This window comes from Microcoleus sp. D3_18_C4 (assembly GCF_036702355.1).
Classification (GTDB): Bacteria; Cyanobacteriota; Cyanobacteriia; order Cyanobacteriales; family Microcoleaceae; genus Microcoleus.
In genome coordinates this window covers 122,561-147,330 of record NZ_JAUBTF010000010.1, presented here as the reverse complement: position 1 = coordinate 147,330, position 24,770 = coordinate 122,561, and the positions used below count along the sequence as shown (strand labels likewise).

Here is a 24,770-nt window from a genome sequence, read left to right as displayed (position 1 = left end):
TACAATTATGAGTTAGCTCTAGGGGGCTAAATTTAAAACTTCTGATTATAACATATATCTTTTTTGCAAGAGGTCTATTATCCCAGATACTCGATCGGGGAAACTGCAACCGCTACTGTTACCGCAGAACCCGCCCTAACCCCTCCTTGTGAAAGGGGGGGATTTTTGTTGCGAAATATTTGTTTAGGGACTAAGAGGGGATTTGAACCGCAGATAAACGCAGATGGACGCTGATGATTGATGGATATCTGCGTATATTCGCGTTCATCTGCGGTTAAAATTTCTTCGATCGCACAAAGTGCTGCGGCTTCTGCTACGCTGGGCGTACCGACTGCTTTTGCTGCAATATTTGAAGGATTGGGGACTTCTACAGAAGTTAAAATGTCAGCCGCAAAGGTTTGTAACGGCCAATTTCGCTCTTTACAAAGTTCTAACAAGCCGACTTCACCTGCTTTAGTGTCTATTGTAGCAATACCTGCGATCGAACTTTCCGCTAAATGATAAGCACGGCATACTTGTTTAATCGCAGTTTCGATTAATTCTCGCCCTGTTCCGCGTTCGCAACCTACCCCTATCCACAACACTCTTGGATGCCACTGAACCTTTGGCAAAGCAGATTCCGGCGAAAATCTTCTCTGGGTGAAACTAATCCAAATTCGGGCTTTGATAGTTGATAGATTTTCCCCCTCCCAATACAAAGAATGTTTTTCGGGCAGGCTGTTGTGCCACAAAGTAGAACCAACTTCTTGAATTACTTCGACAGTTTCCCCTCTAGCAAGAGCCGCCGCCACTCCAGTCCAGTCACCTTCGCCCCGGCTCCAACCGCTGGGAATGTCTAGCATATCTAAAGTAAATTCATCGCTCATTCTTCAGTTATCTATTCTCTAGTTTCACTGCGACCGCAATCTAAAAAAAAACTTAACACTCTGTTGAGTGAAAATTTTGGTATAATTGTAGCACAAACTACAAAAAAACCAACATTTAAGATGGTAGAACTAAATCAGTTACTGTTAGAGTTTGAAAGCAACCTCAAATGGGAAGGAGTGACAAAAGAATGGATAGAGCGGCGGGAAAGTTGGGTGAGCGATGTGGCAGCATCAGTTAACCTGACATATCTAGCAGAATTGCTAGTTGAATTGGAATCTAACTTGCAGTGGGAATCGGTAGATATTCAGTGGCAAGAGCGTCGGGACCGTTGGGTACAAGAATGTCTGGCAGCATCGATTGTTCAAGAAGTATCAAGTTTATTGCTGGAACTTGAAACCAATACCAATTGGAAAGCGGTGACAGATGAATGGCAGCAGAATCGCGAGAAATGGGTACAGGAAATGCACAAGTTTAACGAGTAGTTTCGAGGGTTAAGAGCCTGCAAATATGCGTTTCCAGGCTCTAAATTTTCCTAATGACTAATCACTAATTCTTTATCTTTCAGCCAAACCCCATTCAGAAAAATATCTGCGAGTCCTTCAGCCATTTCCTGCATTTGCGGCCGAGAAGCATTCGGCTTCATAATCGTATTTTGACTGAAGGGCGCGACTGCAAACATTCCCAAAAATACCTGAGCGACAATCTTCGGATTCATCTTTAGATAAACTTGTTTTTCCATCGCAGTTTTCCAAAAAATCTCAGCCACATAGCTCATTATAAAAAACCAACAGTCTAAATGAATAAAATTTGTACAATTCTAGCACAAACTGCAAACAAGACCAAATTTAATATGGTAGAACTAAACCAATTACTGTTAGAGTTTCAAGCCCACCTAAACGGGGACGCAGTGACGGAAGAATGGAAAGAACGTCGCAACTGTTGGATGAGCGAGGTGTTAGCAGCAAGTGACGAAAAACACCTCGCCAAATTGCTAGTTGAATTAGAATCAAATTTTCAGCGAGAAGCAGTACAAAGTCTCTGGAAAATGATCCGTGAAAGTTGGGTAGAAGAATGTCATATAGCCTCGACGCTAGAAGAAGTATCAAGTCTCTTGCTGGAACTTGAAAGCAATACAACTTGGGAAGTAGTGACGGATGAATGGCAGGATTATCGCGAGAAGTGGGTGCAAAAGATGTACGAGTTTATAGAGTAAGTGGGGAGTAGTGACTACTTATTGGTTATTGGTTATTGATTATAATGACCAATAAGTAACAACCAATAAATAACCCATAACTAATTATTCATCTTTTAGCAAAACCCCATTCAGAAAAATATCTGCGAGTCCTTCAGCCATTTCCTGCATTTCTTGCGGAGAAGCATTCGGCTCCATAATCGTATTTTGACTGAAACCCGCGACTGCAAACATTCCCAAAAATACCTGAGCGACAATCTTCGGATTCATCTTTCGATAAACTCCTTTTTCCATCGCCGTTTCAAAAAAAGCCTCAGCCACATCGCTCATTTTTCCGATGACTTCCAACTGAATTCTGTCGCGCAAATCCGGGTGAAATTGCGCCTCCAAAAAACACACCCGCATCATGTCGCTATTCTCGCGGATATTCAGCATCCGCCGCCGCATCACCTGAGCCACTGCTTTGTAACTGCCCATCTCACTCAATTCAGTCAGCAAATCCGTCAGCAACTCCACCCATCCTTCCGTCGCCACCTCAATCAAAATAGCTTTTTTATTATCAAAATGCCGAAATAGCGTACCCTCGGCTACCCCCGCCGCCGCTGCTAAATCACGAGTTGTCGTGCCGTCGTATCCGCTGCGGGCAAACAACCGCTGAGCTGCTTGTAAAATTCGCTTCTTAGTTTCTGTTTCAGAAGGAGGAGACTGATTAAAAATTCGCATGGCTTTGCAATCGGTAATTGGCAACTTGGAACTACGGGTTCGGGACTAAATGGCTAAATAATGTTAAGTTTTAAGTTGTGCGCGGCTTTTATCCCAAACTTAAAACTCCTCGCCGGGCTCCAGACCCTTTTTGAGATTTGCTGTATCAGCCTAACATCTGCGGCGCAACAGATCGCTTATGCCTCCAAAAATCTTTATCCTTAGAAAAGAATGCCTGGCCACCGAGCACAAACATTTTTTTGTTTGACAATCCAAAATCTAAAATCTAAAATCTACAATCGAATGACCCCGCAGTTCCAAAAACCCCGTGAAGCGAAGCTATCCCGTAGGGAATCGCCCGTGAGCAAAACTCGATTCATTGCCTCCCTGCTGGCCGCTGTACTGCTGTGGTGGGGACTTTCTCCCGAAATCGCCCTCGCCCGCCCCAACCCCGCTAGCGGCTCCCAAGCAGTCTCTGTTCAACCGTCGCTCGATCGAGTAATCAGCCAAGTCAGCGAATTTAAGCTCGACAACGGCATGAAATTTATCGTACTCGAAAGGCCCAGAGCGCCCGTAGCATCGTTTCTGATTCACGCCGATGTCGGCGGCGCAAACGAACCCGACGGCCAAACAGGCGTCGCTCACTATCTGGAACATTTAGCCTTCAAAGGCACGCCAAAAATCGGCACTACCGACTACCAAGCCGAAAAGCCGCTGCTAGAAAAACAAGACCAACTCTTCGAGCAAATGCAAGCAGCCAAGGCCAGCGGCAAAACTGAAGAAGTCGCCCAATTAAAAGCAGAATTTGACAAAGTTGAAGCCGAAGCTTCGCAATTTGTTAAGCGCAATGAACTCGGCAAAATAGTGGAACAAGCAGGCGGAGTCGGACTAAATGCCGCTACTTCCACCGACGCCACAATGTATTTTTACAGCCTTCCAGCTAACAAGTTAGAAATGTGGATGTCGCTGGAATCTGAGCGATTTCTAGAACCAGTATTTCGGGAATTTTACAAGGAAAAACAGGTAATTTTAGAAGAGCGCAGGCTGCGAACCGAGAATTCTCCGATCGGACAAATGGTTGAAGCTTTTGCCAATAAAGCTTTCTCTGTACATCCCTACCGTCGCCCGGTAATTGGCTACAGTGAAGACATTAAAAACCTCACCCGCAGTGACGTGCAGAAGTTTTTCGAGACTCACTACGTCCCCAGCAAGCTGACTGTTGCGGTGGTAGGAGACGTGAAAGCTTCGGAGGTGAAGCGACTAGCTCAAATTTATTTCGGCCGTTACAAGGCTTCACCAGCGCCTCCAGAATTGCAGATTGTCGAACCTCCCCAAACGCAAACGAAGGAAGTCACGCTGAAATTAAAAACTCAACCTTGGTATTTGGAAGGGTATCACAAACCGGCGATGAATCATCCCGACAATGCCATTTATGAAATGATGGGTTCTTTGCTCAGCGATGGCCGCACTTCTCGGCTTTACAAATCTTTGGTAGAAGAGCAGCAATTGGCGCTGGCTGCTCAAGGTTTCAGCGGTTATCCGGGGGAAAAGTATCCGAATTTGATGTTATTTTACGCTCAAACTGCTCCGGGCCGCACGGTTGATGAAGTAGCTGCAGCTTTGAGCAAGGAAATCGATCGCCTGAAAACTGAGCCGGTTTCTGCTTTGGAATTGGAGCGAGTGAAAACTCAGGCGAGAGCCGATTTGTTGCGATCGCTCAATTCTAATATGGGCATGGCATTTGCGCTGGTGGACTATCAAGTGAAAACTGGTTCGTGGCGAAATTTGTTCAAGGAATTGGATGCGATCGCCGCTGTTACTCCCGCTGACATTCAGCGTGTCGCTCAGGCAACTTTCCGCCCGGAAAATCGCACGATTGGAAAGCTTTTGCCGCTGTAAAGAAGTCAGTTGACTGTTGTCAGTTGACTGTTGTCAGTTGACTGTTGTCAGTTGTCAGTTGTCAGTTGGCAGTTGTCAGTTGGCAGTTGTCAGTTGGCAGTTGTCAGTTGGCAGTTGTCAGTTGTCAGTTGTCAGTGGTGAGCTTTCCAGCCAACAGCGAACAGTCAACAGTCAACAGTCAACAGTCAACATTTGTCAGAATGTATAACTTAGGAGAAAGAATGAAAAGGACTAAATTGAGACTGAAAAAAGTAAAGTTATTTCTGCTATCACTTTGCTTTTTTACTGTTTCACTGGGCACGTTTAATTTGTTACCTTCCTTTGCGGCGGCACCCAAACACTACGACGAATTAAGATTTCCCCCGCTGTCAGAAATTAAACTGCCTAAATACACTCGCTTCGAGCTGAAAAATGGCATCCGGGTGTATCTGATGGAAGACCGGGAACTCCCGTTAGTCGGGGGAACGGCGCTATTTCGCACGGGCGAGCGTTTTGAACCTGCCGATAAAATTGGATTGGGAGGTTTGACGGGAGAAGTGATGCGAACTGGCGGCACGAGTTGGCATACGGCTGATGAATTAAATCAGTTGCTAGAACAGCGAGCAGCTTCGGTAGAAACAGGGATTGATGTTAGTTCGGGCAGCGCTAATTTTAGTGCTTTAGCTGAAGATTTGGAACCCGTATTTGACTTATTTGCAGAAGTGATTCGGGAGCCAATATTTGCTAAGGAAAAGTTGGATTTAGCGAAGAACCAAACTCAAGGTGCGATCGCCCGCCGCAATGACGATCCTGACGGTATTACCGGCCGCGAGTTTCAAAAATTAATTTATGGCGATCGCAGTCCTTACGCGCGCACGGTAGAATACAAAACCCTCGCCAATATTTCCCGCGACGATTTGGTGAGTTTCTACCAGAAATATTTCCATCCCAAAAATATGATTTTGGGTATTTCTGGCGATTTTGATACAGCTAAAATGCGATCGCTCGTCGAGCAAAAATTCGGCAACTGGCAACCGAGTCAAGGTGCAGAAGTGCCTGCACTACCAACCGTAGCGCCAGCAAATGGGGGCGGCGTATTTTTGGTAAATCAGCCGCAATTAAGTCAAAGTTACGTGCAAATGGGACATTTGGGCGGAATGCTCAGCAGTCCAGATTACGGTGCTTTGGACGTGATGAATGGGGTTTTGAACGGTTTCGGTGGTCGTTTGTTTAATAACGTGCGATCGCGCCAAGGCTTAGCTTATTCAGTATACGCGGCTTGGAGTCCGAGGTTTGACTATCCGGGGGTGTTTGTCGCAGGAGGCCAAACGCGATCGGATGCCACAGTACCATTTATCCAGGCAATTCGCGCCGAGATCGATCGTATCCGCACCGAACCAATTACCCCGGAAGAATTAGCTTATGCTAAAGATTCCACCCTGAATTCTTTCATCTTCAAATTTGAAAATCCCAGTCAAACTTTGTCGCGATTAATTCGCTACGAATACTACGGTTATCCCGAAGATTTCATTTTTCGCTACCGCCGCAGCATCGAAACAGCAACAATTGCCGACGTGCAGCGCGTAGCCAAGACTTACTTGAAACCGGAAAATTTGGTAACATTAGTAGTGGGAAATACTGCCGCTATTCAACCGCCGTTATCGAGTTTGGGAACTTCGGTCAAAGTGGAATCTGTTGATATCACAATTCCCCCAGCGACTTAATCGGTAACAAAGGCTTGCATTCCTCTGTTTTCAGGAGACGGCAATGCCTTGTCCTCCGCCCAAGGTAAGGACACGGCAATGCCGTGTCCCTACTACTAAAAATCAATGCTCAAAGGCGCTCTTGGAAACGGAATCACATCCCGAATATTCCCCATTCCCGTCATAAACTGCACTAACCGCTCAAATCCCAAACCAAACCCAGCGTGAGGCACAGTACCGTAGCGGCGCAAATCCAAATACCACCACAATTCCTCCTTATTCATACCCTGGGCTTCCATGCGCCGCTCCAACACATCCAGCCTTTCTTCCCGCTGCGAACCGCCGATAATTTCCCCAATATTAGGAGCCAAAACATCCATTGCTCGCACCGTTTTCTCGTCATCATTTAAACGCATATAAAATGCTTTAATCCCCACGGGATAATCGCTGACAATTGTCGGCTTTTTAAACAAGTCCTCAGCCAAATAACGCTCGTGTTCTGACTGCAAATCTAAACCCCAACTTACCGGGAAATCAAACTTTTTGTCTGCTTTTTCCAAAAGTGCGATCGCCTCCGTATAAGTAATCCGCTCGAACTGATTATTAATGATATTTTCAGCAGTAGCCAAAACCGTTTTGTCAATGCGCTCATTGAAAAACTCCATATCTTCCGGGCAGCGCTCCAAAACGTATTTAAAAATATACTTTAAAAACGCCTCCGCCAAATCCATATCTCCCTGCAAATCACAGAAAGCCATCTCCGGTTCAATCATCCAAAACTCAGCCAAATGCCGCGAAGTATTAGAATTTTCCGCTCGGAAAGTCGGGCCAAAAGTGTAAACATTTCCGAAAGCCATCGCCATAACTTCCGCTTCCAACTGCCCGCTAACTGTTAAATAAGCGCGCTTTCCAAAAAAGTCTTTAGCATAATCAACCTCTTGCGAATCAGTGCGCGGCACATTCTTTAAATCAAAGTTGGTAACGGCGAACATTTCCCCCGCACCTTCGCAGTCGCTAGCAGCAATAATCGGAGTATGAACCCACAAAAAACCGCGTTCTTGAAAAAATTGGTGTACCGCCGCCGAACAAGCATTGCGGACTCGAAAGACAGCACCGTGGGTGTTTGTGCGCGGCCGCAAATGCGCGATTGTCCGCAAAAATTCAAAGGAATGGCGTTTTTTTTGCAACGGATAAGTTTGCGGGTCTGCATCACCGTAAACTTGTACTTGTGAGGCTTTCAACTCAATTCGCTGTCCTTTTGCCGGAGATGCTACCAGCACTCCCGACACTTCTAGAGATGCACCTGTATTCAGTTGTTTCAGTACATTTTCAAAATCTGGCAAATCGGAATTTATGACTACTTGCAAGTTGGCCATCGCCGAACCATCGTTGACTTCGACAAAGGCAAACTCTTTCAATTCGCGCTTAGTACGAACCCAGCCTTGAACAGTTACAGTTTCGTCGGGTTCACCTGAACGCAAAATTGCTGCTATTCGTTGATTTGTCATAATATCCACTCCTGTTTATTTAATATTTTGCACCATATTTCTCTCTTTTCTCTTCCTCTGCGCCCTCTGCGCCCTCTGCGGTAAATAAAAAAATCAAAAATCCCAACATTGTTCAACCTGCATAGGATTTCAAAATCCAACCGATCAAAATACCGAGTCCCCCAAAGCGAACTGCTTGCCAAAAAGGTTGTTTTATGCTTCCCCAAGAAAACAGGCTGCTTTCTAAATTCAACTCGATAGTTTCCAATTCTTGCTCAATTTCCCGCAATTCTTTTTTGAGTGGTGGCAAAGGATTTCGGCGCCCCGACTGGCGGATTTCTTCGCGCCGATGGCCGAGTTCGACTTGGCGCTGTCGATCAACCTGAATTTGAGTGTACCGTTCTTTGACTGCCGCGAGCGATCGCTCAACTGCTGCGATCGCTTGAACAAACTCGCTTTCTTGCTCTTCCGGATTTAACTCTGACGGCTGTTGAGGCATTTCGATCTGCAAACCTGACAATAATAAAAAAAACCGATTTCCAATTAAATTGTTATTATATGCAGTATATTTTCTAAATTAACGAACTCTAGCCAAATAGACATAAGTATAGCAACTTTATCGGCATTTAAAACGTTTTTAATTGCTGAAACCCTTGATTTTCTCGCATTTTCCTTCTTCCTTCTTCCTTCTTCCTTCTTCCTTACCACCTATGCTTGAAACTACACAAACAACCCAAACTGTCAACCTCAACGAGCTGAGCACGGTAGAACTAGCCCAAGCTCTAGCCGGGCGCCTCGCCATCCACGAAAAAGATTGGCACCGCCTCAAAGCCAACCGTTCCGCGCGGGCCTGCGAGCAAGCTGCGGCCGCTTTGGTGTTTTTGCTCAAAAAACAGCCTGAAGAAGCTCTCCCGCGCTTAAACCAAGCAGCAGGATGGCTGGATCGATCGATATCTGCTCCTCCCTGTCCCACCCACGGCAAATAATTAGATTGCTTCGTTGTTCCTAACGCTTCGCGGTTTTGATTTGGGAGTTTTGACTTGATTAGTCGCTCAAAACTTAGACAATCGCGCCGCCCGATCGAGCAGCGCGATTGTGAGTTCAAAAGATTTATACTTTTTTAACTCAAAACTAACATTTTGCATTATGATCAGCTATCAATAGCCAGAGCGTTCAAATTCTCACTGCAAACTTCAGTCCGGGAACGAAAAAATTTCCAGGTCTAGCTGAGGTAAAAACTGCTGCCAAATAGCAGTTCTAGCGCAAGCGAGGCAGCCGGTAGCGACTGGGAAGTTCTTTGCACAGCCGTAACTCTGTACCTTGAGAATTCCACTCTACCCGATCGAATATTTGGTAAAGAATAAACAACCCCCTACCGCATTCCTGTTCCACATGGGGTAGTCCAGAGTTATCTGCAACGTCCTCTGCTAGGAGACTGTCGCAATCATCGGTATAAAGGTTACAACTGCAAGGGGCCTTAAAGCCAGAACCTTCATCCGATATCACCCACCAATATTGGTTTTGGACGATCGAAAAACGGACTCCAACAGTTTTACCGGGGTCTAACTTGTTTCCATGCTTAGCAGCATTTACCAAAGCTTCTTGAAGCCCCAACCGCAATTCCGCTTGCCAGTGATCCGGAAGCTCTGCTAGGAGCAGATCCAAAATAGGACAAAGGTATAGGGTAGAAGCGAAGCTAATCGTAATCCAATTGCGTCCGACGGGACGAGGTGAAATAGCAATCACTCAGAAAACTCCCTAACTTTCAGGTGGATAAAGTTCACACCCTGCATAGTTGGCTCCCTAGTATTCAAAATGCTAATTAATTGAGCGGCGCAGCTCTACTTCTATCTTAGAGTATCCAAGCAATTAAGAACAGCAAACCACGTCACAAAATATTCAGCGATTCTGAGAAACTTCTGCAGAGAACCATCAGTAATTTTACTTATAGGTTCTCCCAGCAGCGAAATTTTTGATCTCGGCTTTGGCCAACTAGCAACCAAACGGCTAGCTGCATCCCCGAAGCCGTCCACACATCTTGAACAAACGATCCCCACCTGGAAAAGCTCGCAAATAACTATAAAAAAGTCGATCCCTTGACCCTCCCCAATCAGGTTCGACCCTCGCACCCCTAGGCAAGCGCCATCGCCCAGAACTTGCTCAGACCGCCAAACAGCCAAATCATCATACCTAGGTATGTTGCAGCCAAAACCCGATTTATTATCCCAAATGCGATCGGGCAAAATATCTCCCATTGCTGCGCCCCTCCCAAAATCAATATTTGTTACAAAACTTATTAATCCTGAGTGCGGGAGATCGCGATCTCCCGCACTCGCCCAAATTGACCAATCCTTTGCTGGCGAAACTCCGAGGCGTTGGTCAAACTATATAAATCTGAATATCGCGATACAATAGTTAAAGTAAATAATTATTTCTTTACATTATGCAAACAACCCCAGCCATCACCGCAGCCCCCATAGCCGGCACTTACTGGCAGTGGCGGGGGCATTCAGTGTACTACGTTCGATCCAGCGATCGGCATCCAGAACGCCCTCCCCTGCTGTTAATTCACGGTTTTGGAGCATCCACAGACCACTGGCGCAAAAATATCAGCGGCCTGAGCAAAGATTTTGAAGTCTGGGCGATCGACCTGATCGGATTCGGGCGATCGGCAAAACCCGAATTGCAGTACAGCGGCGACCTCTGGCGCGACCAACTCCACGACTTTATCACCAACATCATCGGCCGGCCCGCCGTACTAGCTGGCAACTCCCTCGGAGGCTACGCCGCCTTGTGTGTAGCTGCCCAGCGCCCCGAATCAGCCGCGGGACTCATATTAATCAACAGCGCCGGCCCCTTCAGCGAACCGCAGCCCGCACCCGAAGCCCCGCCCTTGCAAAAAGCCATATCTGCAGTAGCTAAAACCTTATTTCAGCAAGATTGGGCAAGTTTTCTGCTGTTCCAGTACGTGCGCCAGCGATCGACAATTCGGAAAACCCTAGAAAAAGTATATCTCGACCAAAGCGCCGTCACAGACCAATTAGTAGAAGAAATATACCTTCCCTCCTGCGATCCCGGTGCCCCCAAAGTATTCGCCTCCGTATTCCGAACACCCCAAGGCGAAAAAATCGACGTATTGCTAAGTCAATTAAACTGTCGGTTGCTAATGCTGTGGGGAGAAGGCGATCCGTGGATGAATTCCGCAGAAAGAAGCGCCAAATTTCGCAAACACTATCCGCAGTTGACAGAACACTTTATCAAAGCTGGTCACTGTCCCCACGACGAAGTACCAGAACAGATAAACGAACTGATTCGCGCATGGATAATTGACCAATAATCGATCGGCATCTTGATAAATTTCCCCCGGCCGTGTCCTCCCTCGGAGAGGGGGAAAATAATCAGATTTGCAGTAAAAATATATTTATTGTGCCAACATAAAGCCAGTTAATTTATACTTACATATTCTGAGGAGATGCCAACCATGACCAGCAAAAAGACTCGTCGCAATTTTATATTGAGCAGTATAGCTGTTGCAGGTGGCATTGCAGGTGCTAAGGCGATCGAACAGCAGGATCGGGAAATCGCAGCCGCACCCAATAACCAGGCGGCCACCACAGTAAAAATGCCCGAACGACTGTTAGGCAACACCGGCGTGAAAGTGCCGATTTTCGGTTTGGGGGGAGGCGGACAAACACCGCTGTCGCAGCCGGGAAGAGAAGCAGAAGCAGCGGTACAAATTGAACGTGCGATCGAACTAGGCATTCGCTATTTTGACACGGCGGCCGAGTACGGGCCCAGCGAAGAAAACTTAGGCAAAGTTTTGCCCAAATATCGATCGCGCATATTCCTAGCCACAAAAACCTCCGCCAGAGACAGAGATGGCGCGTGGAGAGACTTAGAACAATCGCTCAAAAGATTGCAAACCGATCGACTAGACTTGTGGCAACTCCACCACGTCTCATTCCAAGCCGAATTAGACCAAATTTTCAGTGCCAAAGGAGCAATAAAGGCGATAGAAGAAGCCAAACAGCAAAAAATTATTCGTTTTTCCGGCATCACCGGACACCACGAACCTGCTATCATTGTGGCAGGCCTGGAGCGCTATCCTTTCGACACAACATTAATCTCCCTCAACGCCGCCGAAAAACATCATCCGCGCTCCTTTGTTACCAGCGCTTTACCAGTAGCCAAAGCCAAAAACATCGGCGTCATAGCCATGAAAATACCCGCTTACGGCAAATTATTTCAAAACGGTGTTTTAGATGGAATGCACCAAGCAATGGGCTACACGCTTTCACTTCCCGGCGTGCACTGCTGCATCATCGCCGCCGACTCAGTAAAGCAATTAGAAGAAAACTTTAAAGTCGCCCAAGCATTCAAACCCCTGAACACAACAGAAATGGCAGCACTTGAAAAACGCACCGCCGCCGCTTGGCAAGAAAATACATTTTTCAGACAGTGGACTTAAGATATCAACTCCAAAATTCCCTTTTTCATCTGTGTTTATTTTAGTGTTTTTATTGTGGCGCGGGCGGGACGCCCGCGATCTCAAATCCACGCTTCATCGGAATTATTCATCTTTCTTGTCTCCCTCTGTGTTCTCTGCGTTCTCTGTGGTTAAATCCTTCCGATCCAACCGGAAACGATATGAATCATAGTTTTGTATGAAAACTCAAGTCCTCACTACGAACCTGCAACGTTTATGTTACTAAACTTGATATCATCTGCGGTGAAAATACCTCAAATCACAAAACAAGGCGAGCCAACCAGGTCGCCTTGTTTTTTATCATAAAATATGCACTTTGTCAACAGCAAAAAGCTACTTTTTTTTCCGTTTCGCCTTATCTAACCGCCTGCGATCGCGCCACTCAACAGAAGTCAAATAAGCGACACCGCCAGTCACAGTTAGCAGCAGTACAAAGGCAACTAAAACGAGAATATTAGCAATCGAAAATTCCACAACCCCTCTTCCTCTGATTTTACATTTTCTACTTTCGATTTTAGATGAAAAATGTTAACAATTAACAGTTGAATATTCAAGGCTAACTGTTAACTGTTAACACTCCCTTCAAACTGCTGGCAACTCTGACAAAATTGTAAACCTCACATGATTAATTGCCAGACTTCCCACGGAAACCTCCTCCTTATTTAAAGGAAGACCGCCGCTAGTGAGACTTTGAAACCGAATTCCCTTGCCAATTTCTACGTGATACCAAGCCAAACCCATAAAAAATCGCAACGGATAAGGGCCTCTGTCTTGAATATCATCAGGATTAGATTCCATCGGCACCCAGCCAAAACCCGGAATGTAAAATTCCAGCCAAACGTGATTGAAATCTGGCTCTAGCGACACACCTTTTCTGTCAGCAAAAGCCGGACACTTGTAGCGCCCGATCGTGCGGCAAGCAATCCGGTTCAACCTTGCCAAAGCCAACAACAAGCCCACGTACTCGCCACAAGAACCGATGCCCCGGCGTAATACAATATCGGGAGTGTCAATGTGAGGCCTAATCCCGTAAGAAAGTTGGTCGTAAACAAAATTGCGAATGCTCAGTAACTGCCTGAGAATATTAGTTTCTGAGCCAATGGCAGCCACAGCAGCCGATCGCACAATCTCCGTATCCATCGCCAAATTGTCGTTATCCACCAAATACTTAGCTGCAAACTCCGGCGACAGCTTAGGAATCTTTTCGACATCCCTAGGTGACAACTGATACTTAATTGATCGAACTTCTAACAATGCCTTCCAGCCGAAAATTCGGCGTTCCCCAGGGTGCAGCCGATCGAACTTAAACACCGCCACCCGTTCTCCTTCCTGAATTTCCTCAGTAAAAGGCATTCCAATCGGCGTAACACTCCTTACCTTTTGCCGATGAGTTTCCGAAGGCAAAGCAATCCGCCACTCTAAATTTTCGATTTCTACCTCATCGAGAGGAGACAGTTCCTCCACATAAGACATTTCCATCAAAAAACCGTTTGACAAAGCGTAGCGGTCAGCTTCATTGTAGTGAAAAGACAAGGGCTGAATAAAAGTGCGATCGCGCTTCGTCAACTGAAAAGGATCTTCCGAATTCGGGTCATCTCGGATGTAAAGTTCATCCCCGGCATAAGCCACGTACAGAACCTCGTCCCCCGTTTCGGAATCCTTGTGAAAAGCCAAACCAGAAGGCGACTCAAAGGGAGTCAAAACGCTAAATTTAATCTCTCCAGTTCCCCGTTCCAAACAGTAAACAGTTTGCTCAGTTTTGTCGCAAACCCAAATTTCCTCATCCCGGACTGTAATATTTTCTACCCCAATACCGGGAGCGTAAAACCGAGTAATTTCCCGACCAGTTTTCAGGTCAAAAACCAGAATCGAGTTTAATCTCTGGCAAGTCACATAAAGCGTAGATTTCCAAACAGCAATCCCGTCAGCAGGATAAGAAAGTGAAACAAAATGTTCCGGTTTGAGTTCAGCGATCGCCCCGTCCCGAATTGCGCCCCGACAGCAACAAATATCCTCATCCCGCGCAAACCAGAGAGTATCTTCCGAAATAGCCAGCCCCGTTGCGCCGGTAAACTTAGCCGTTTGAAATGGATTCAAAACAGTAGTGTTGTCACTTTCTCGATCGATCTCCAATAGCAGCCCTTCGGCGCGATCGACAGCGAACAACCTATTTCCTAAAAAAGCAATGCCGTGCAGTGCCAAGACTCCGATGGGTCTGACCATCCGCAGCCCCGAAGGCTGTTTGTCCGAGAGAACAGGTGAATCGAGATTCATGCTAAATTTCTTGCCGGTATTGTACAGAAAAACTGATTTGTAACTTGTAGCCGAGCGCTTGAGGTTCACCAGCAAAATTGCCGAGTTTCCTGATATCCAGGACTGACGCATCAACCAGGTGTTTTTACGAAAAGAGGCGTTGTAGCCTCTTGCTAGAGTTAAAAGACCCCGAATATTAGTCTTTGTCAAAGTTGGGTTTAACAAGCTCAACCCAACCTGCAGCAGTGAATGGAAGTAAGTATAACTACTAAGCTACCACTGACAAACGCGACAGAGAATTCTATGTTGAGCAGATCGACCCAAATAATCGTATCTGCCTGAAGATATAAATTAAGTACAACAGATTACGATATCCGTCAAAACCTTGGATAGAATAAAACCGTGCGATAAAGTTCCTAGGTTCATCAGAAGGCAGGTTCGTCATGGCTTTGAAGTCTGCTCTAAATATCGGTGCTCTTTCCTTAATTCTGTCTTTAGAGGCAGTTGCCGCCGGTAGTTTTTTAATACCAGCAGAGGCTCTCAAAAGCCCCGCAAACCTTGTCCAGCGCGCCTCACCACCGCAGCTACCCCTCAACTGGCAAACAGTTCAACCCCCTGAACCCAGCGGAAGCAGACCGAACAGCCAGCAATTGGGAGCGGCGTGGAATAGCTTTCAACCGCCGGAGGACGGAGTACCCGGAAGGCGGGAAGGGGGAGGAACCCGCGGCTTAGAATGCCCCACGGCCACAACTGCCTTAACTGCCTTGATTCCCCAATCAACTATGGGGCAAACCATATCAGCAAAGCCAACATTTTTCTACTACCTTCCCGTAGCCCTCGACAAAACAGTTCAGTTTGAGTTAGCAGACCAAAGGGACAAAACACTATACAAAAAAAGTTTTCGCATGGTAACTAGCCGTGCAGGTGTCGTTAGCGTCAGCCTTGGCTCCGACGACAACTCGCCAGCCCTGGAAGTTGGCAAAAACTATCAATGGTACTTTACTATCAAATGCAACCCCAAAAATACACAAGATGATGTTCTCGTTTCCGGGTGGATCAACCGCACTGCTGTCGCTCCAAGCGTGAAAACAGAGTTGGATCGATCGTCCGATCTCACCAAGCTCAGCATCTTCGCCCAACAAAATCTCTGGTACGAGTACCTGGCAACTCTAGCTAAATTGCGTCTCCAGTCTCCCAGCGATTCCAGTTTAGCGATCAAGTGGTCAGCAGTTTTGAACTCAGTCGAACTCGGCAAAATAGCCCAAGAACCCTTAGTCGCCAGTGAAATAACACCGATCACAAGAAAATAATTCAATACCAGTTTCACGCAAAGAATGTAACGGTAGGCCCGTGCCCCAAACCCTGATAGCCATAAGTCATTGCCAATTCTAAAATCTAAAATCTAAAATCTAAAATGGTATTTGGCAGCGCCACAGATGATTTTTGCCTGTTGCGGGTTGTTTGGTCGATCGTCCTAAATAAATTAAAATTTGTGTACTGATCAGCAGTTCGGACTTCTGGCATCTTGAAAGGCGAACGGGGGAAATTTTGATGGTCAAATTTCGCCTAATACTAAATGATAAACTGGCATAGTGAAGCAGCCGACAAACTTATTTTAGAGAAATTATTAATTATGCGCCCGAATGCAAATATTGCACTATTTCGGTTGGGGATTTCACTTCTAACTGCACTGCCGATGGCTTGCTTTTATGCCAATAAAGCTATATCCCAAACAAACGATATTTCTCTGTTGCCTGTCGCCGCTGACAACTCAGCAGATACGGGCAATCAAGTATTAGCACTGCAAAAACTGGAAATCAAGCAGGATGAAACAGCAACAAACTTAAATCAGCTTCCCGATTCGATCGAGACCAACCCTGAACCAGAAACACAATCGAACCCCGCCGAGAACAGCCAAGAAGCCTGTTCCACAATCGATGGAACTGCTTGTGGTGGGGGCATCTTGCCCGAACAAACAAATCTGGTTGACAGCGATCCCCAATGTCAGAACCCGCTAGATTGCAATCATCTTTTAGCCCAGAACCAACCCTCGCTGCCTCCAAACCTGCCACCGCCGCCGACGGAGCCCGATCCAAATCGCGATCGATTTCTGCAACCAGCCCCCCAGCCTTCCCCAGAACCTCCCCAAGTACCACCCACAGTAGCGCCGCCGTCCCCGTCGCCAGTTCCCCCAACCCTCCCGAATACACCAATTGAGGTGCAAAAAATTCAAGTAGTTGGCAGCACAATTTTAAGCCAAGATGAAATTAATGCCTTAGTCAACCCCTTAGAAGGCCGTTCTACCACCCTAGAACAGCTCAAACAAATCGCCGACAAAATTACCGAAATTTACCTCAATCGTGGCTACATCACTTCGAGAGCAGTCTTGCCGCCCCAAACTATCACCGCAGGGGTAGTCCAAATTCAAGTTATCGAAGGCAAGCTGGCCCGAATTGAGGTAGAAGGAACTAAAAGATTGAATCCGAGTTACATCCGCAGCCGGATTCGTCTCGGTGCGGGAATGCCTTTAAGCACAGCTTCATTAGAAGACCAACTCCGGCTGCTGCGAGTCGATCCTTTATTTGACAATGTAGAAGCCAGTCTGCGGGCTGGGGATAATGAAGGCGAGAGCATTCTGATAGTCCGAATCTCGGAAGCTAATCCATTTCAACCTACTTTCAGCATTGACAATTACTCGCCTCCCAGTGTCGGTTCGGAAAGATTGGGAGTTAGTTTGCGACACCGCAATATAACAGGAAATGGCGACGAACTGGCAGGGGCTTATTATCGATCGCTCGGCGATTCAGACGTGTTTGATTTCAGCTATCGCGTGCCGCTAAATGCGATGAACGGCACTTTGCAATTGAGGGCAGCCCCGAACCGCAACAGTATTGTGCAAGCACCTTTTGATACTTTTGATATTTCGGGAAAATCGCATTTATTTGAAGTTAGTTACCGCCAGCCACTGCGGAGAACGCCGATCGAAGAATTTGCCTTATCTGCCGGTTTTACTTATCAGACAGGCAGAACTTTTGTCGCCGGCGAACCGACTCCTTTTGGCATCGGCCCGGACTCCAATGGTGTCACCACTACGAGTGCAATTAAGCTGGGACAGGACTACATTCGGCGCGACCCGCAGGGTGCTTGGGCCTTGCGATCGCAATTTACGATCGGCACTAGCTTGTTTGATGCTACTCAAAACGAAGGTTCCGATCCCGACGGACAATTTTTGAGTTGGCTGGGTCAAGTGCAGCGAGTACAGCGATTGAATGACAAACATTTATTAATTTTGCAGTCAGACTTGCAGTTGTCAGCTAATAGTTTGTTGCCTTCCCAGCAATTTGTAATTGGCGGCGGGCAATCTTTGCGCGGCTATCGCCAAAATGTCCGTTCTGGCGATAACGGCTTCCGAGTTTCTATCGAAGATCGGATTACTTTGCAGCGCGATGCTTCGGGAAATCCCAAACTTCAATTGGCTCCTTTTTTGGATGCGGGTACCGTATGGAACGTTGCGAACAATCCTAATACATTAACCAATCAGACCTTTTTAGCCGGTTTAGGTTTAGGGGTAATCTGGGAACCGATACAGCGGGTGAACCTGCGAGTAGATTACGCTTTTCCTTTGGTGAGAATTAGCGATAAAGGCGACAATCTGCAAGATAACGGCATTTACTTCAACATAATTTATACACCCTAAAGGGACTTACTGATATCTGGCAGCATTGTCAGCAACAGGCAAGATGCCTGTTCCACAAAATATAAATTTTCTTGTGGAACAGGCATCTTGCCTGTTCCTAAAAGGCTAATTGAGAATGGTGCAACATATGAGGGCTTAGGCACTCGCGGTGTCCTGACTGGGGGTAATATTAATTCCCACGCTACCGGAGTTGATATTAGACCCAGGTAGCAGTCCCTTGAGAAAAATCAGCTCGCTTTACAAACCCCATTCATCCGGTCACAAAATAATAACATCGACGAGCCAACGCCCCGCCGCCGATTCAAGTTACTTCCCTTAACGTCTTTTCCTCACCCTTGACGCAGCCAATGACAGACAAAGATTATGAAAAATGATAGAGTTTGTCCTTAACATAAATAATTTTTTCTGACAACTAACCGCCAGCCCATCTTAATTTTGATGACCTCTGTAAAAAATGAGCCAACGCTAAGCAGATTTGCCTATCCAAAAAACTATAGCTTTTGGCTTTTAGGGATTCGCTAGAGAAAGGTTCAGTTGACCCCCTCTCCCAATTCTTAACTCTCCCAAAAAACAATTATGCTGCCAGATAAATACCGAAAAGTGCATCGCTGTCTCCCTCTGGTGATGGGAGTTGTATTCGCTACTACCTACAGCATCCCCATCAGCGGCCAACCCAGGATTCCCACACCATCCCAATCACCGACAACAGAAAAACCCAACCCATCAGGAACGCAGCCAGCCGTGCAAGCATTTGGCGGGCAAATCGCCATGTTTCTGGGGCATGAGGGTAGCCTCAGCAGTGGCGTATTTAGCCCCGATGGTCGGCAAATCCTCACCGCTAGTGCAGATAAAGCAGATAAAACCGCCCGCTTGTGGGATATCCAAGGCAATCTCCTGACTGTGTTCCGGGGGCATGAGAGAGGTGTCAGAAGTGCCGTATTTAGTCCCGATAGCACACAAATTCTCACCGCCAGTGATGATAAAACCGCCCGCCTGTGGGATATCCAAGGCAATCTCCTAACCGAGTTCCGGGCGTCTGAGGATCAGGTAGCTCTTAGAAGTGCCGTATTTAGCCCCGATGGTAGCCAAATCCTCACCGTTAATTTGTTGGCGGATAAAGTCGGCATGTCGAATAAAGTCCGTTTGTGGGATACCAAAGGCAACCTCAAAGCAGAGTTGCAGAGCAGAAGTGACAGATCGGGAGGCTTCCTAACAGCCGTATTTAGCCCCGATGGTAGCCAAATCCTCACCCTTAGTTGGGATGGAACCGCCCGGTTGTGGGAGATCAAAGGCAATCTTCTCAAAGAATTCCAGGCGCATAGAGAGCCTATCCTCAGTGGAGCATTTAGTCCCGATGGTAGGCAATTTCTGACCGCCAGCCAGGATAAAACTGCCCGCCTGTGGGATACCAACGGTAATCTCCTAACCGAGTTCCAGGGGCATGAAAATTATGTCGAAAATGCAATATTTAGCCCTGATGGTCGCCAAATCCTTACCAGTATTTGGGATGGAACCGCCCGCATTTGGGATACCAAAGGTAATCTCCTGACTGTGTTTCGGCAGCATGGAGATTCCGACAGGAGTCCTGTCGAGAGTGCACCAGGATTTAGCCCGGATGGTCGCCAAATCCTTACCAGTAGTAGGGATGGCAGCGCTTACATTTGGGATACCAAAGGCAATCTGCTGGCACAGTTGCGGGGGCATAACAATAGCGTGGGGGCAGTATTTAGTCCCGATGGCAGGCAAATCCTCACCGCTAGTTGGGATAAAACCGCCCGCCTGTGGGACGTGTCAGCCGCCATTACTGCCCACTCCGAGCAACTAGCTGCCAGGGAAACCTTTCAGGAAGGCGTGTCTAAAAATAACGCTCAACTGGCAATATTCCGAGGACACAATAGTGATGTCAAAAGTGCCGTATTTAGTCCCGACGGTCAGCAAATCCTCACCGCTAGTGACGAAGCTGCACGGTTGTGGGATACCAAAGGCACTATCTTAACCGAGTTCCCGGGGCATCTGGAACGGGTCAAAACAGCAATATTTAGCCCCGACGAGGAGCTAGACGCTTTCTTAGCCGAGTTCGAGGGGCATCTGGAAGGGGTCAAAAAAGCAATATTTAGCCCAGATGGTCGCCAAATCCTCACCACCAATGGTAATAAGAAGGTCTTTTTGTGGGACACGAAAGGCAATCTCCTCTCTGTATTGCAAGGGTACAGTGACACCAATGCAGTATTTAGCCCTGATGGGAGCAAAATCCTCCCCAGCGATTGCCAGTGCCACCCGGTCAGCCTTTCGGATAACAAAGGCAACCTCCTCGTTCAGTTGTCGGTGCCTAAGACAAGGGCAGCGAGGGCTGCGGGGTTGACAGTCCATAGTGCGGTATTCAGTCCTGATAGCAGCCAAATCCTCACAATCAGTGGGTCTAAAACGGCCCGCTTATGGGATACCAAAGGCAATCTATTGGCCGAGTTCCCACTGGGGCAGGAGGGGAGCATCAGAAGTGCAGTATTTAGCCCGGACGGTCGCCAAATCCTCACCGCTAGTCGAGATGAAACCGCCAGCCTGTGGGATATCAAAGGCAATCTCCTAGTCGTGTTCCGGGGGCATAAGGAGCCGATCGAAACAGCCATATTTAGCCCGGACGGTCGCCAAATCCTCACCACCAGTCAGGATAAAACAGTCCGCCTGTGGGATATCAAAGGCAATCTATTGGCAGAGTTTCGGGGGCATGAGAAAAAAGTCACCAGTGCCGCATTTAGTCCCGATCAGAGTCAAATCCTCACCGCTAGCGATGATGGAACTGCGCGAGTCTGGGATACCAAAGGCAATCTCCTGGCCGTGTTCCGGGGGCATGAAAAAGCTGTCAGAAGTGCAGTATTTAGCCCGGATGGTCGTCAAATTCTCACCGCTAGTTCCGATCGCACCGCCCGTCTGTGGGATATATCAGTAGCAATTGCTGCCCAAGCCGAGCAAATGGCTGCCAGAAAAACCTTTCAGGAAAACCTGTCTAAAAATAACGCTCAACTGGCAGAGTTACGCGACGATAATAAGTATGGAGTCAAAAGTGCAGTATTTAGTCCGGCTGGCCGCCAAATTCTCACCACCAGCCCTAAAACCGTCCGCTTGCGGGATACCAAAGGCAATCTCTTAGCGGAGTTGGAGTTGCCATCGGATGACTATCTCACGAGTGCAGTATTTAGCCCCGATGGTAGTCAAATCCTCATTGCCAGTGCGAGGGGAACCGTTCGCCTGTGGGATAACAAAGGCAATCTCCTCACCGAGTTTCAGGCGCATGAAATAGGTATCACAAGTGCAGTATTTAGCCCCGATAGCCGTCAAATCCTCACTGCCAGTTTAGATAAAACCGCCCGTCTGTGGGATACCCAAGGCAATCTCCTGACTGTGTTCCGAGGGCATGAAACAGCTCTCAAAAGTGCCGTATTTAGCCCCGATGGTAGCCAAATCCTCACCGCCAGTTTCTTAGATAAAACCGCCAGTCTATGGGATACAAAAGGCAATCTCCTGGCTGTGTTCCGGCATGAGGCATTAGTCGAAAGTGCCAAATTTAGTCCCAATGGTCGCTACATTCTGACTGATAGTACGTCTGGTTATGGAACAGCTCGCCTGTGGGATACTAAAGGGAATTTCCTAGCCGAGTTCCCGGGTAGGAGGGATGTTAGGGACTACAGCGCCGTATTTAGCCCCGATAGTAGTCAAATCCTCATTGCCAGTGAGGATGGAACCGTTCGCCTGTGGGATACCAAAGGTAATCTCTTAGCCGAATTCAAGGGACATGATTTTAGAGTCAACACTGCCGTATTTACCTCTGATGGTCAGCAAATCCTTACTGCTGGTGCCGATACAACCGTCCGTCTGTGGGATACCAAAGGTAATCTTCTAGCCATATTCCGGGGACATGAAAAAGAGGTCAACAGTGCAGTATTTAGCCCGGATGGTCGCCAAATTCTCACTGCTAGTAGAGATCGAACTGCTCGCCTGTGGGACTTATCACTTGGAATAAAAGTTTCTGCTGCTGAAGTAGCATTTATCAAAGGAACTCAACTTTTTAGCCAAAGCACAGTCGAATCTAAACAACTTGCACTTCAAAAATTAGAAGAAGCCGTCGCACTCTATCGTGCAGATAGAAACTACGTCCAAGCCACAATCACCCTTTTATCAATGGGTAAAATTTACGCTAATTTCGGACAATTTCAATCTGCCCTAGACTCCTACAATCAAGCATTACCCTTATCGCAACAAGCCGGTAGCAAAGCACAAGAAGCCGCCATCCTCAACAGTTTTGGTCAACTCTACACCGATTTAGCTGACCCGAAAAGCGCCCTGGATTACTATAACCAAGCTTTGCCGCTGTTTTATCAATTAAATGACCAAGCGGCAGTCGCCAACACCCTCAACAACATTGGTGATATTCACGCTGCTACAGGAAACTGGAAAAATGCCCTAGACTCGTACAACAAAGCCCTATTCATCTCCCGGCCTGCAGGTAATTTAGCAGCCGAAGCTACTGCCTTAACTGGCATTGGTAGCAGATATATCGCTTCCGAAGAATGGTCAACGGCCCTGAATGCCTACAACCAAGCCCTGAGCATCTCCAGACACTTAAACGACAAAGTAAAAGAAACCACAGTCCTCAATCAAATGGGGAAGATACAAGCTGCTTTAGGTCAGAATTCTACCGCCGTTGAAAACTATAACCAAGCTTTATCTCTATCCCAACAACTCGGTTACAAAACAGAAGAAGCGCACATCATCTACAATAAAGCCATCTTAAACCGCCAACAAAATAACCTCAAAGTTGCCAAAACCGAAATCGAAACCGCAATTAATATTATTGAAAACCTCCGCACTCAAATCGGTAGCCAAGAACTGCGCCAGTCTTACTTTGCCCGCAACCAAGATTATTACCAGTTTTACATAGATTTGTTGATGCAACTGCACCAGAAAAATCCCGATAAAGGTTACGATGCACAAGCCTTTCATGCTAGCGAACGCGCCCGTGCGCGCAGTCTGCTTGAACTCCTCAGCGAAGCCAGCGCAAATATTCGCCAAGGTGTTGACTCGCAACTGCTAGCACAAGAACAAAGTTTGCAACAACAACTCAGTGATTTTCAGGAGCGCAAATACCAAATTGTCATCGCTAAATCTACCCAAAAATCTCTGGATGAAATTCAAAAACAAATCGACACAGTTCTCAAGCAACTTGCACAAATAGAAGCTAAAATTCGCGCCAGCAGTCCTCGTTATGCTGCTTTAAAATATCCCGAACCTCTGAACTTGCCACAAATTCAACAACAGGTAATCGATGACAATACGCTACTTTTAGAATATTCTTTGGGTGAGGAGCGCAGTTATTTGTGGGCGGTGACGAAAACTTCTTTCACCAGTTACGAACTCCCCTCTCGCACCGAGATTGAAGCCACGGCTAAGAATTTCCGCGATACTTTAACTAAAGCCAGCACGAGAACCTCTCCTCAAAAGGTTGCCGAATCTGCTGCACTTCTGAGCAAAATTATCCTCGCTCCGGTTGCTTCTGAGTTGGGCAACAAGCGCTTGCTAATTGTTGCGGATGGAGCCTTGCAATACATCCCTTTTGGCGCACTCTCTCTGGAAAAATCTGAAGCGCCGCTAATAGTTAAGCATGAAGTTGTTAATCTGCCTTCTGCTTCAACTTTAGCAATTCTGCGGCGGGATATGGCCACTCGTCAACCGGCTCCAAAGGCGATCGCCTTGTTTGCAGATCCAGTTTTTAGCCCGGACGACGAACGGCTCAAAGGCACGATTACATCGCCTGTAACGAAGAATCAAACTGTTGAAAATCTGCCAGTGGAAGCGCAACAATTACAGAGAGCTGCATCAGAGGCTAACATTTATTGGACTCGCTTACCTTCCACGCGAACTGAAGCTGAGCAAATCCTGGCTTTGGTACCCGATGATTTGGAAAAACAAGCGTCTGACTTTACGGCTAATCGTACCACGGCAACCAATCCCGATTTATCTCAATATCGTATTGTTCATTTCGCTACGCACGGATTTGCTAATAGCAAACATCCAGAATTATCGGGATTGGTGCTTTCTTTGGTTGATGAGAAAGGCTCTTTACAAAATGGCTACTTGCGACTGAATGATATTTTCAATCTCAATTTACCGGCAGAATTGGTGGTGCTGAGCGCGTGTCAGACGGGTTTGGGAAAAGACATTAAAGGAGAAGGGTTGGTGGGTTTGACGAGGGGGTTTATGTATGCGGGGGCGCCGCGTGTGGTGGTTTCTTTGTGGAGTGTTGACGATCAAGTAACTTCTGAGTTGATGACACGATTTTACAAAAAAATGCTCCAAGATAAGTTGGCGCCTGCTGCGGCACTGCGATCGGCGCAAATCGAAGTGCTACAGCTTCCAGAATGGCAATCTCCTTATTATTGGGCTGCTTTTGGGCTGCAAGGAGAATGGAATTGAGTGCGCCACTGACGATCGGCAGAAGGGGAAAAAGTGG

At 47.0% G+C, this 24,770-nt stretch carries 17 protein-coding genes and 1 pseudogene; 10 read left to right on the top strand and 8 right to left on the bottom strand.

The window, feature by feature from the left end; genetic code table 11:
* Positions 1–77: 77 nt before the first annotated feature.
* The gene (locus QUA90_RS07670) at positions 78–866 is read right to left on the bottom strand and encodes a cobalamin biosynthesis protein (protein WP_333444720.1); all 789 of its coding nucleotides are present in this window, start codon (positions 864–866) and stop codon (positions 78–80) included.
* Between the two features lie 120 nt (positions 867–986).
* On the opposite strand from QUA90_RS07670, the gene QUA90_RS07665 reads away from it, so the two are divergent.
* Positions 987–1,349 carry a hypothetical protein gene (locus QUA90_RS07665; RefSeq protein ID WP_333083390.1) on the top strand — a complete coding sequence of 121 codons (363 nt, stop codon included), beginning with the start codon at positions 987–989 and terminating at the stop codon, positions 1,347–1,349.
* Between the two features lie 50 nt (positions 1,350–1,399).
* Here the strand turns inward: QUA90_RS07665 and QUA90_RS07660 are convergent.
* Positions 1,400–1,642: pseudogene (locus QUA90_RS07660) on the bottom strand (TetR/AcrR family transcriptional regulator); the annotation flags it as partial.
* Between the two features lie 75 nt (positions 1,643–1,717).
* On the opposite strand from QUA90_RS07660, the gene QUA90_RS07655 reads away from it, so the two are divergent.
* Positions 1,718–2,080 (top strand): hypothetical protein, encoded by a 363-nt coding sequence (locus QUA90_RS07655; RefSeq protein ID WP_333324839.1) that lies wholly within the window; start codon positions 1,718–1,720, stop codon positions 2,078–2,080.
* 84 nt (positions 2,081–2,164) lie between these two features.
* Here the strand turns inward: QUA90_RS07655 and QUA90_RS07650 are convergent, their stop codons facing one another.
* On the bottom strand, positions 2,165–2,782 hold the full coding sequence (locus QUA90_RS07650) for a TetR/AcrR family transcriptional regulator (RefSeq protein ID WP_333083393.1): 618 nt from the start codon (positions 2,780–2,782) through the stop codon (positions 2,165–2,167).
* A 282-nt stretch (positions 2,783–3,064) separates the two neighbouring features.
* Here QUA90_RS07650 and QUA90_RS07645 point away from each other — a divergent pair, with 282 nt between their 5' ends.
* Both QUA90_RS07645 and QUA90_RS07640 read left to right on the top strand, forming a co-directional pair.
* Positions 3,065–4,660: a pitrilysin family protein gene (locus tag QUA90_RS07645; RefSeq protein WP_333444718.1), complete on the top strand. Its 1,596-nt coding sequence runs from the start codon at positions 3,065–3,067 to the stop codon at positions 4,658–4,660.
* Positions 4,661–4,881: 221 nt separating this feature from the next.
* Positions 4,882–6,363 carry a pitrilysin family protein gene (locus QUA90_RS07640; protein ID WP_333444735.1) on the top strand — a complete coding sequence of 494 codons (1,482 nt, stop codon included), beginning with the start codon at positions 4,882–4,884 and terminating at the stop codon, positions 6,361–6,363.
* Positions 6,364–6,458: 95 nt separating this feature from the next.
* Here the strand turns inward: QUA90_RS07640 and asnS are convergent, their stop codons facing one another.
* Both asnS and QUA90_RS07630 read right to left on the bottom strand, forming a co-directional pair.
* Entirely contained in the window at positions 6,459–7,850 is a 1,392-nt protein-coding gene (asnS, locus tag QUA90_RS07635; RefSeq protein ID WP_333324834.1) for an asparagine--tRNA ligase, read from the bottom strand.
* 112 nt (positions 7,851–7,962) lie between these two features.
* Entirely contained in the window at positions 7,963–8,328 is a 366-nt protein-coding gene (locus QUA90_RS07630; protein WP_333324832.1) for a DUF2203 domain-containing protein, read from the bottom strand.
* A 211-nt stretch (positions 8,329–8,539) separates the two neighbouring features.
* On the opposite strand from QUA90_RS07630, the gene QUA90_RS07625 reads away from it, so the two are divergent.
* The gene (locus QUA90_RS07625) at positions 8,540–8,815 is read left to right on the top strand and encodes a DUF6439 family protein (protein ID WP_333324830.1); all 276 of its coding nucleotides are present in this window, start codon (positions 8,540–8,542) and stop codon (positions 8,813–8,815) included.
* Between the two features lie 271 nt (positions 8,816–9,086).
* On the opposite strand, the gene QUA90_RS07620 is transcribed toward QUA90_RS07625, so the two are convergent.
* The gene (locus QUA90_RS07620; protein ID WP_333083403.1) at positions 9,087–9,575 is read right to left on the bottom strand and encodes an anti-sigma regulatory factor; all 489 of its coding nucleotides are present in this window, start codon (positions 9,573–9,575) and stop codon (positions 9,087–9,089) included.
* 697 nt (positions 9,576–10,272) lie between these two features.
* Between QUA90_RS07620 and QUA90_RS07615 the strand changes: the two genes are divergently transcribed.
* Both QUA90_RS07615 and QUA90_RS07610 read left to right on the top strand, forming a co-directional pair.
* Positions 10,273–11,166 carry an alpha/beta fold hydrolase gene (locus QUA90_RS07615; protein ID WP_333324826.1) on the top strand — a complete coding sequence of 298 codons (894 nt, stop codon included), beginning with the start codon at positions 10,273–10,275 and terminating at the stop codon, positions 11,164–11,166.
* Between the two features lie 144 nt (positions 11,167–11,310).
* Positions 11,311–12,297, top strand: a complete 987-nt coding sequence (locus QUA90_RS07610; RefSeq protein ID WP_333444715.1) for an aldo/keto reductase — start codon at positions 11,311–11,313, stop codon at positions 12,295–12,297.
* 351 nt (positions 12,298–12,648) lie between these two features.
* On the opposite strand, the gene QUA90_RS07605 is transcribed toward QUA90_RS07610, so the two are convergent.
* Together QUA90_RS07605 and QUA90_RS07600 are read right to left on the bottom strand one after the other, a co-directional pair.
* Positions 12,649–12,789: a hypothetical protein gene (locus QUA90_RS07605; protein WP_006631167.1), complete on the bottom strand. Its 141-nt coding sequence runs from the start codon at positions 12,787–12,789 to the stop codon at positions 12,649–12,651.
* Between the two features lie 108 nt (positions 12,790–12,897).
* On the bottom strand, positions 12,898–14,589 hold the full coding sequence (locus QUA90_RS07600) for a transglutaminase domain-containing protein (RefSeq protein WP_333444732.1): 1,692 nt from the start codon (positions 14,587–14,589) through the stop codon (positions 12,898–12,900).
* A gap of 422 nt (positions 14,590–15,011) precedes the next feature.
* On the opposite strand from QUA90_RS07600, the gene QUA90_RS07595 reads away from it, so the two are divergent.
* The 3 genes from QUA90_RS07595 (at position 15,012) to QUA90_RS07585 (ending at position 24,733) form a co-directional block, all read left to right on the top strand.
* Positions 15,012–15,878, top strand: a complete 867-nt coding sequence (locus QUA90_RS07595; protein ID WP_333383523.1) for a DUF928 domain-containing protein — start codon at positions 15,012–15,014, stop codon at positions 15,876–15,878.
* A 266-nt stretch (positions 15,879–16,144) separates the two neighbouring features.
* Positions 16,145–18,265, top strand: a complete 2,121-nt coding sequence (locus QUA90_RS07590) for a ShlB/FhaC/HecB family hemolysin secretion/activation protein (protein WP_333444713.1) — start codon at positions 16,145–16,147, stop codon at positions 18,263–18,265.
* Between the two features lie 576 nt (positions 18,266–18,841).
* Positions 18,842–24,733, top strand: a complete 5,892-nt coding sequence (locus QUA90_RS07585; RefSeq protein WP_333444711.1) for a CHAT domain-containing protein — start codon at positions 18,842–18,844, stop codon at positions 24,731–24,733.
* Positions 24,734–24,770: the final 37 nt, after the last annotated feature.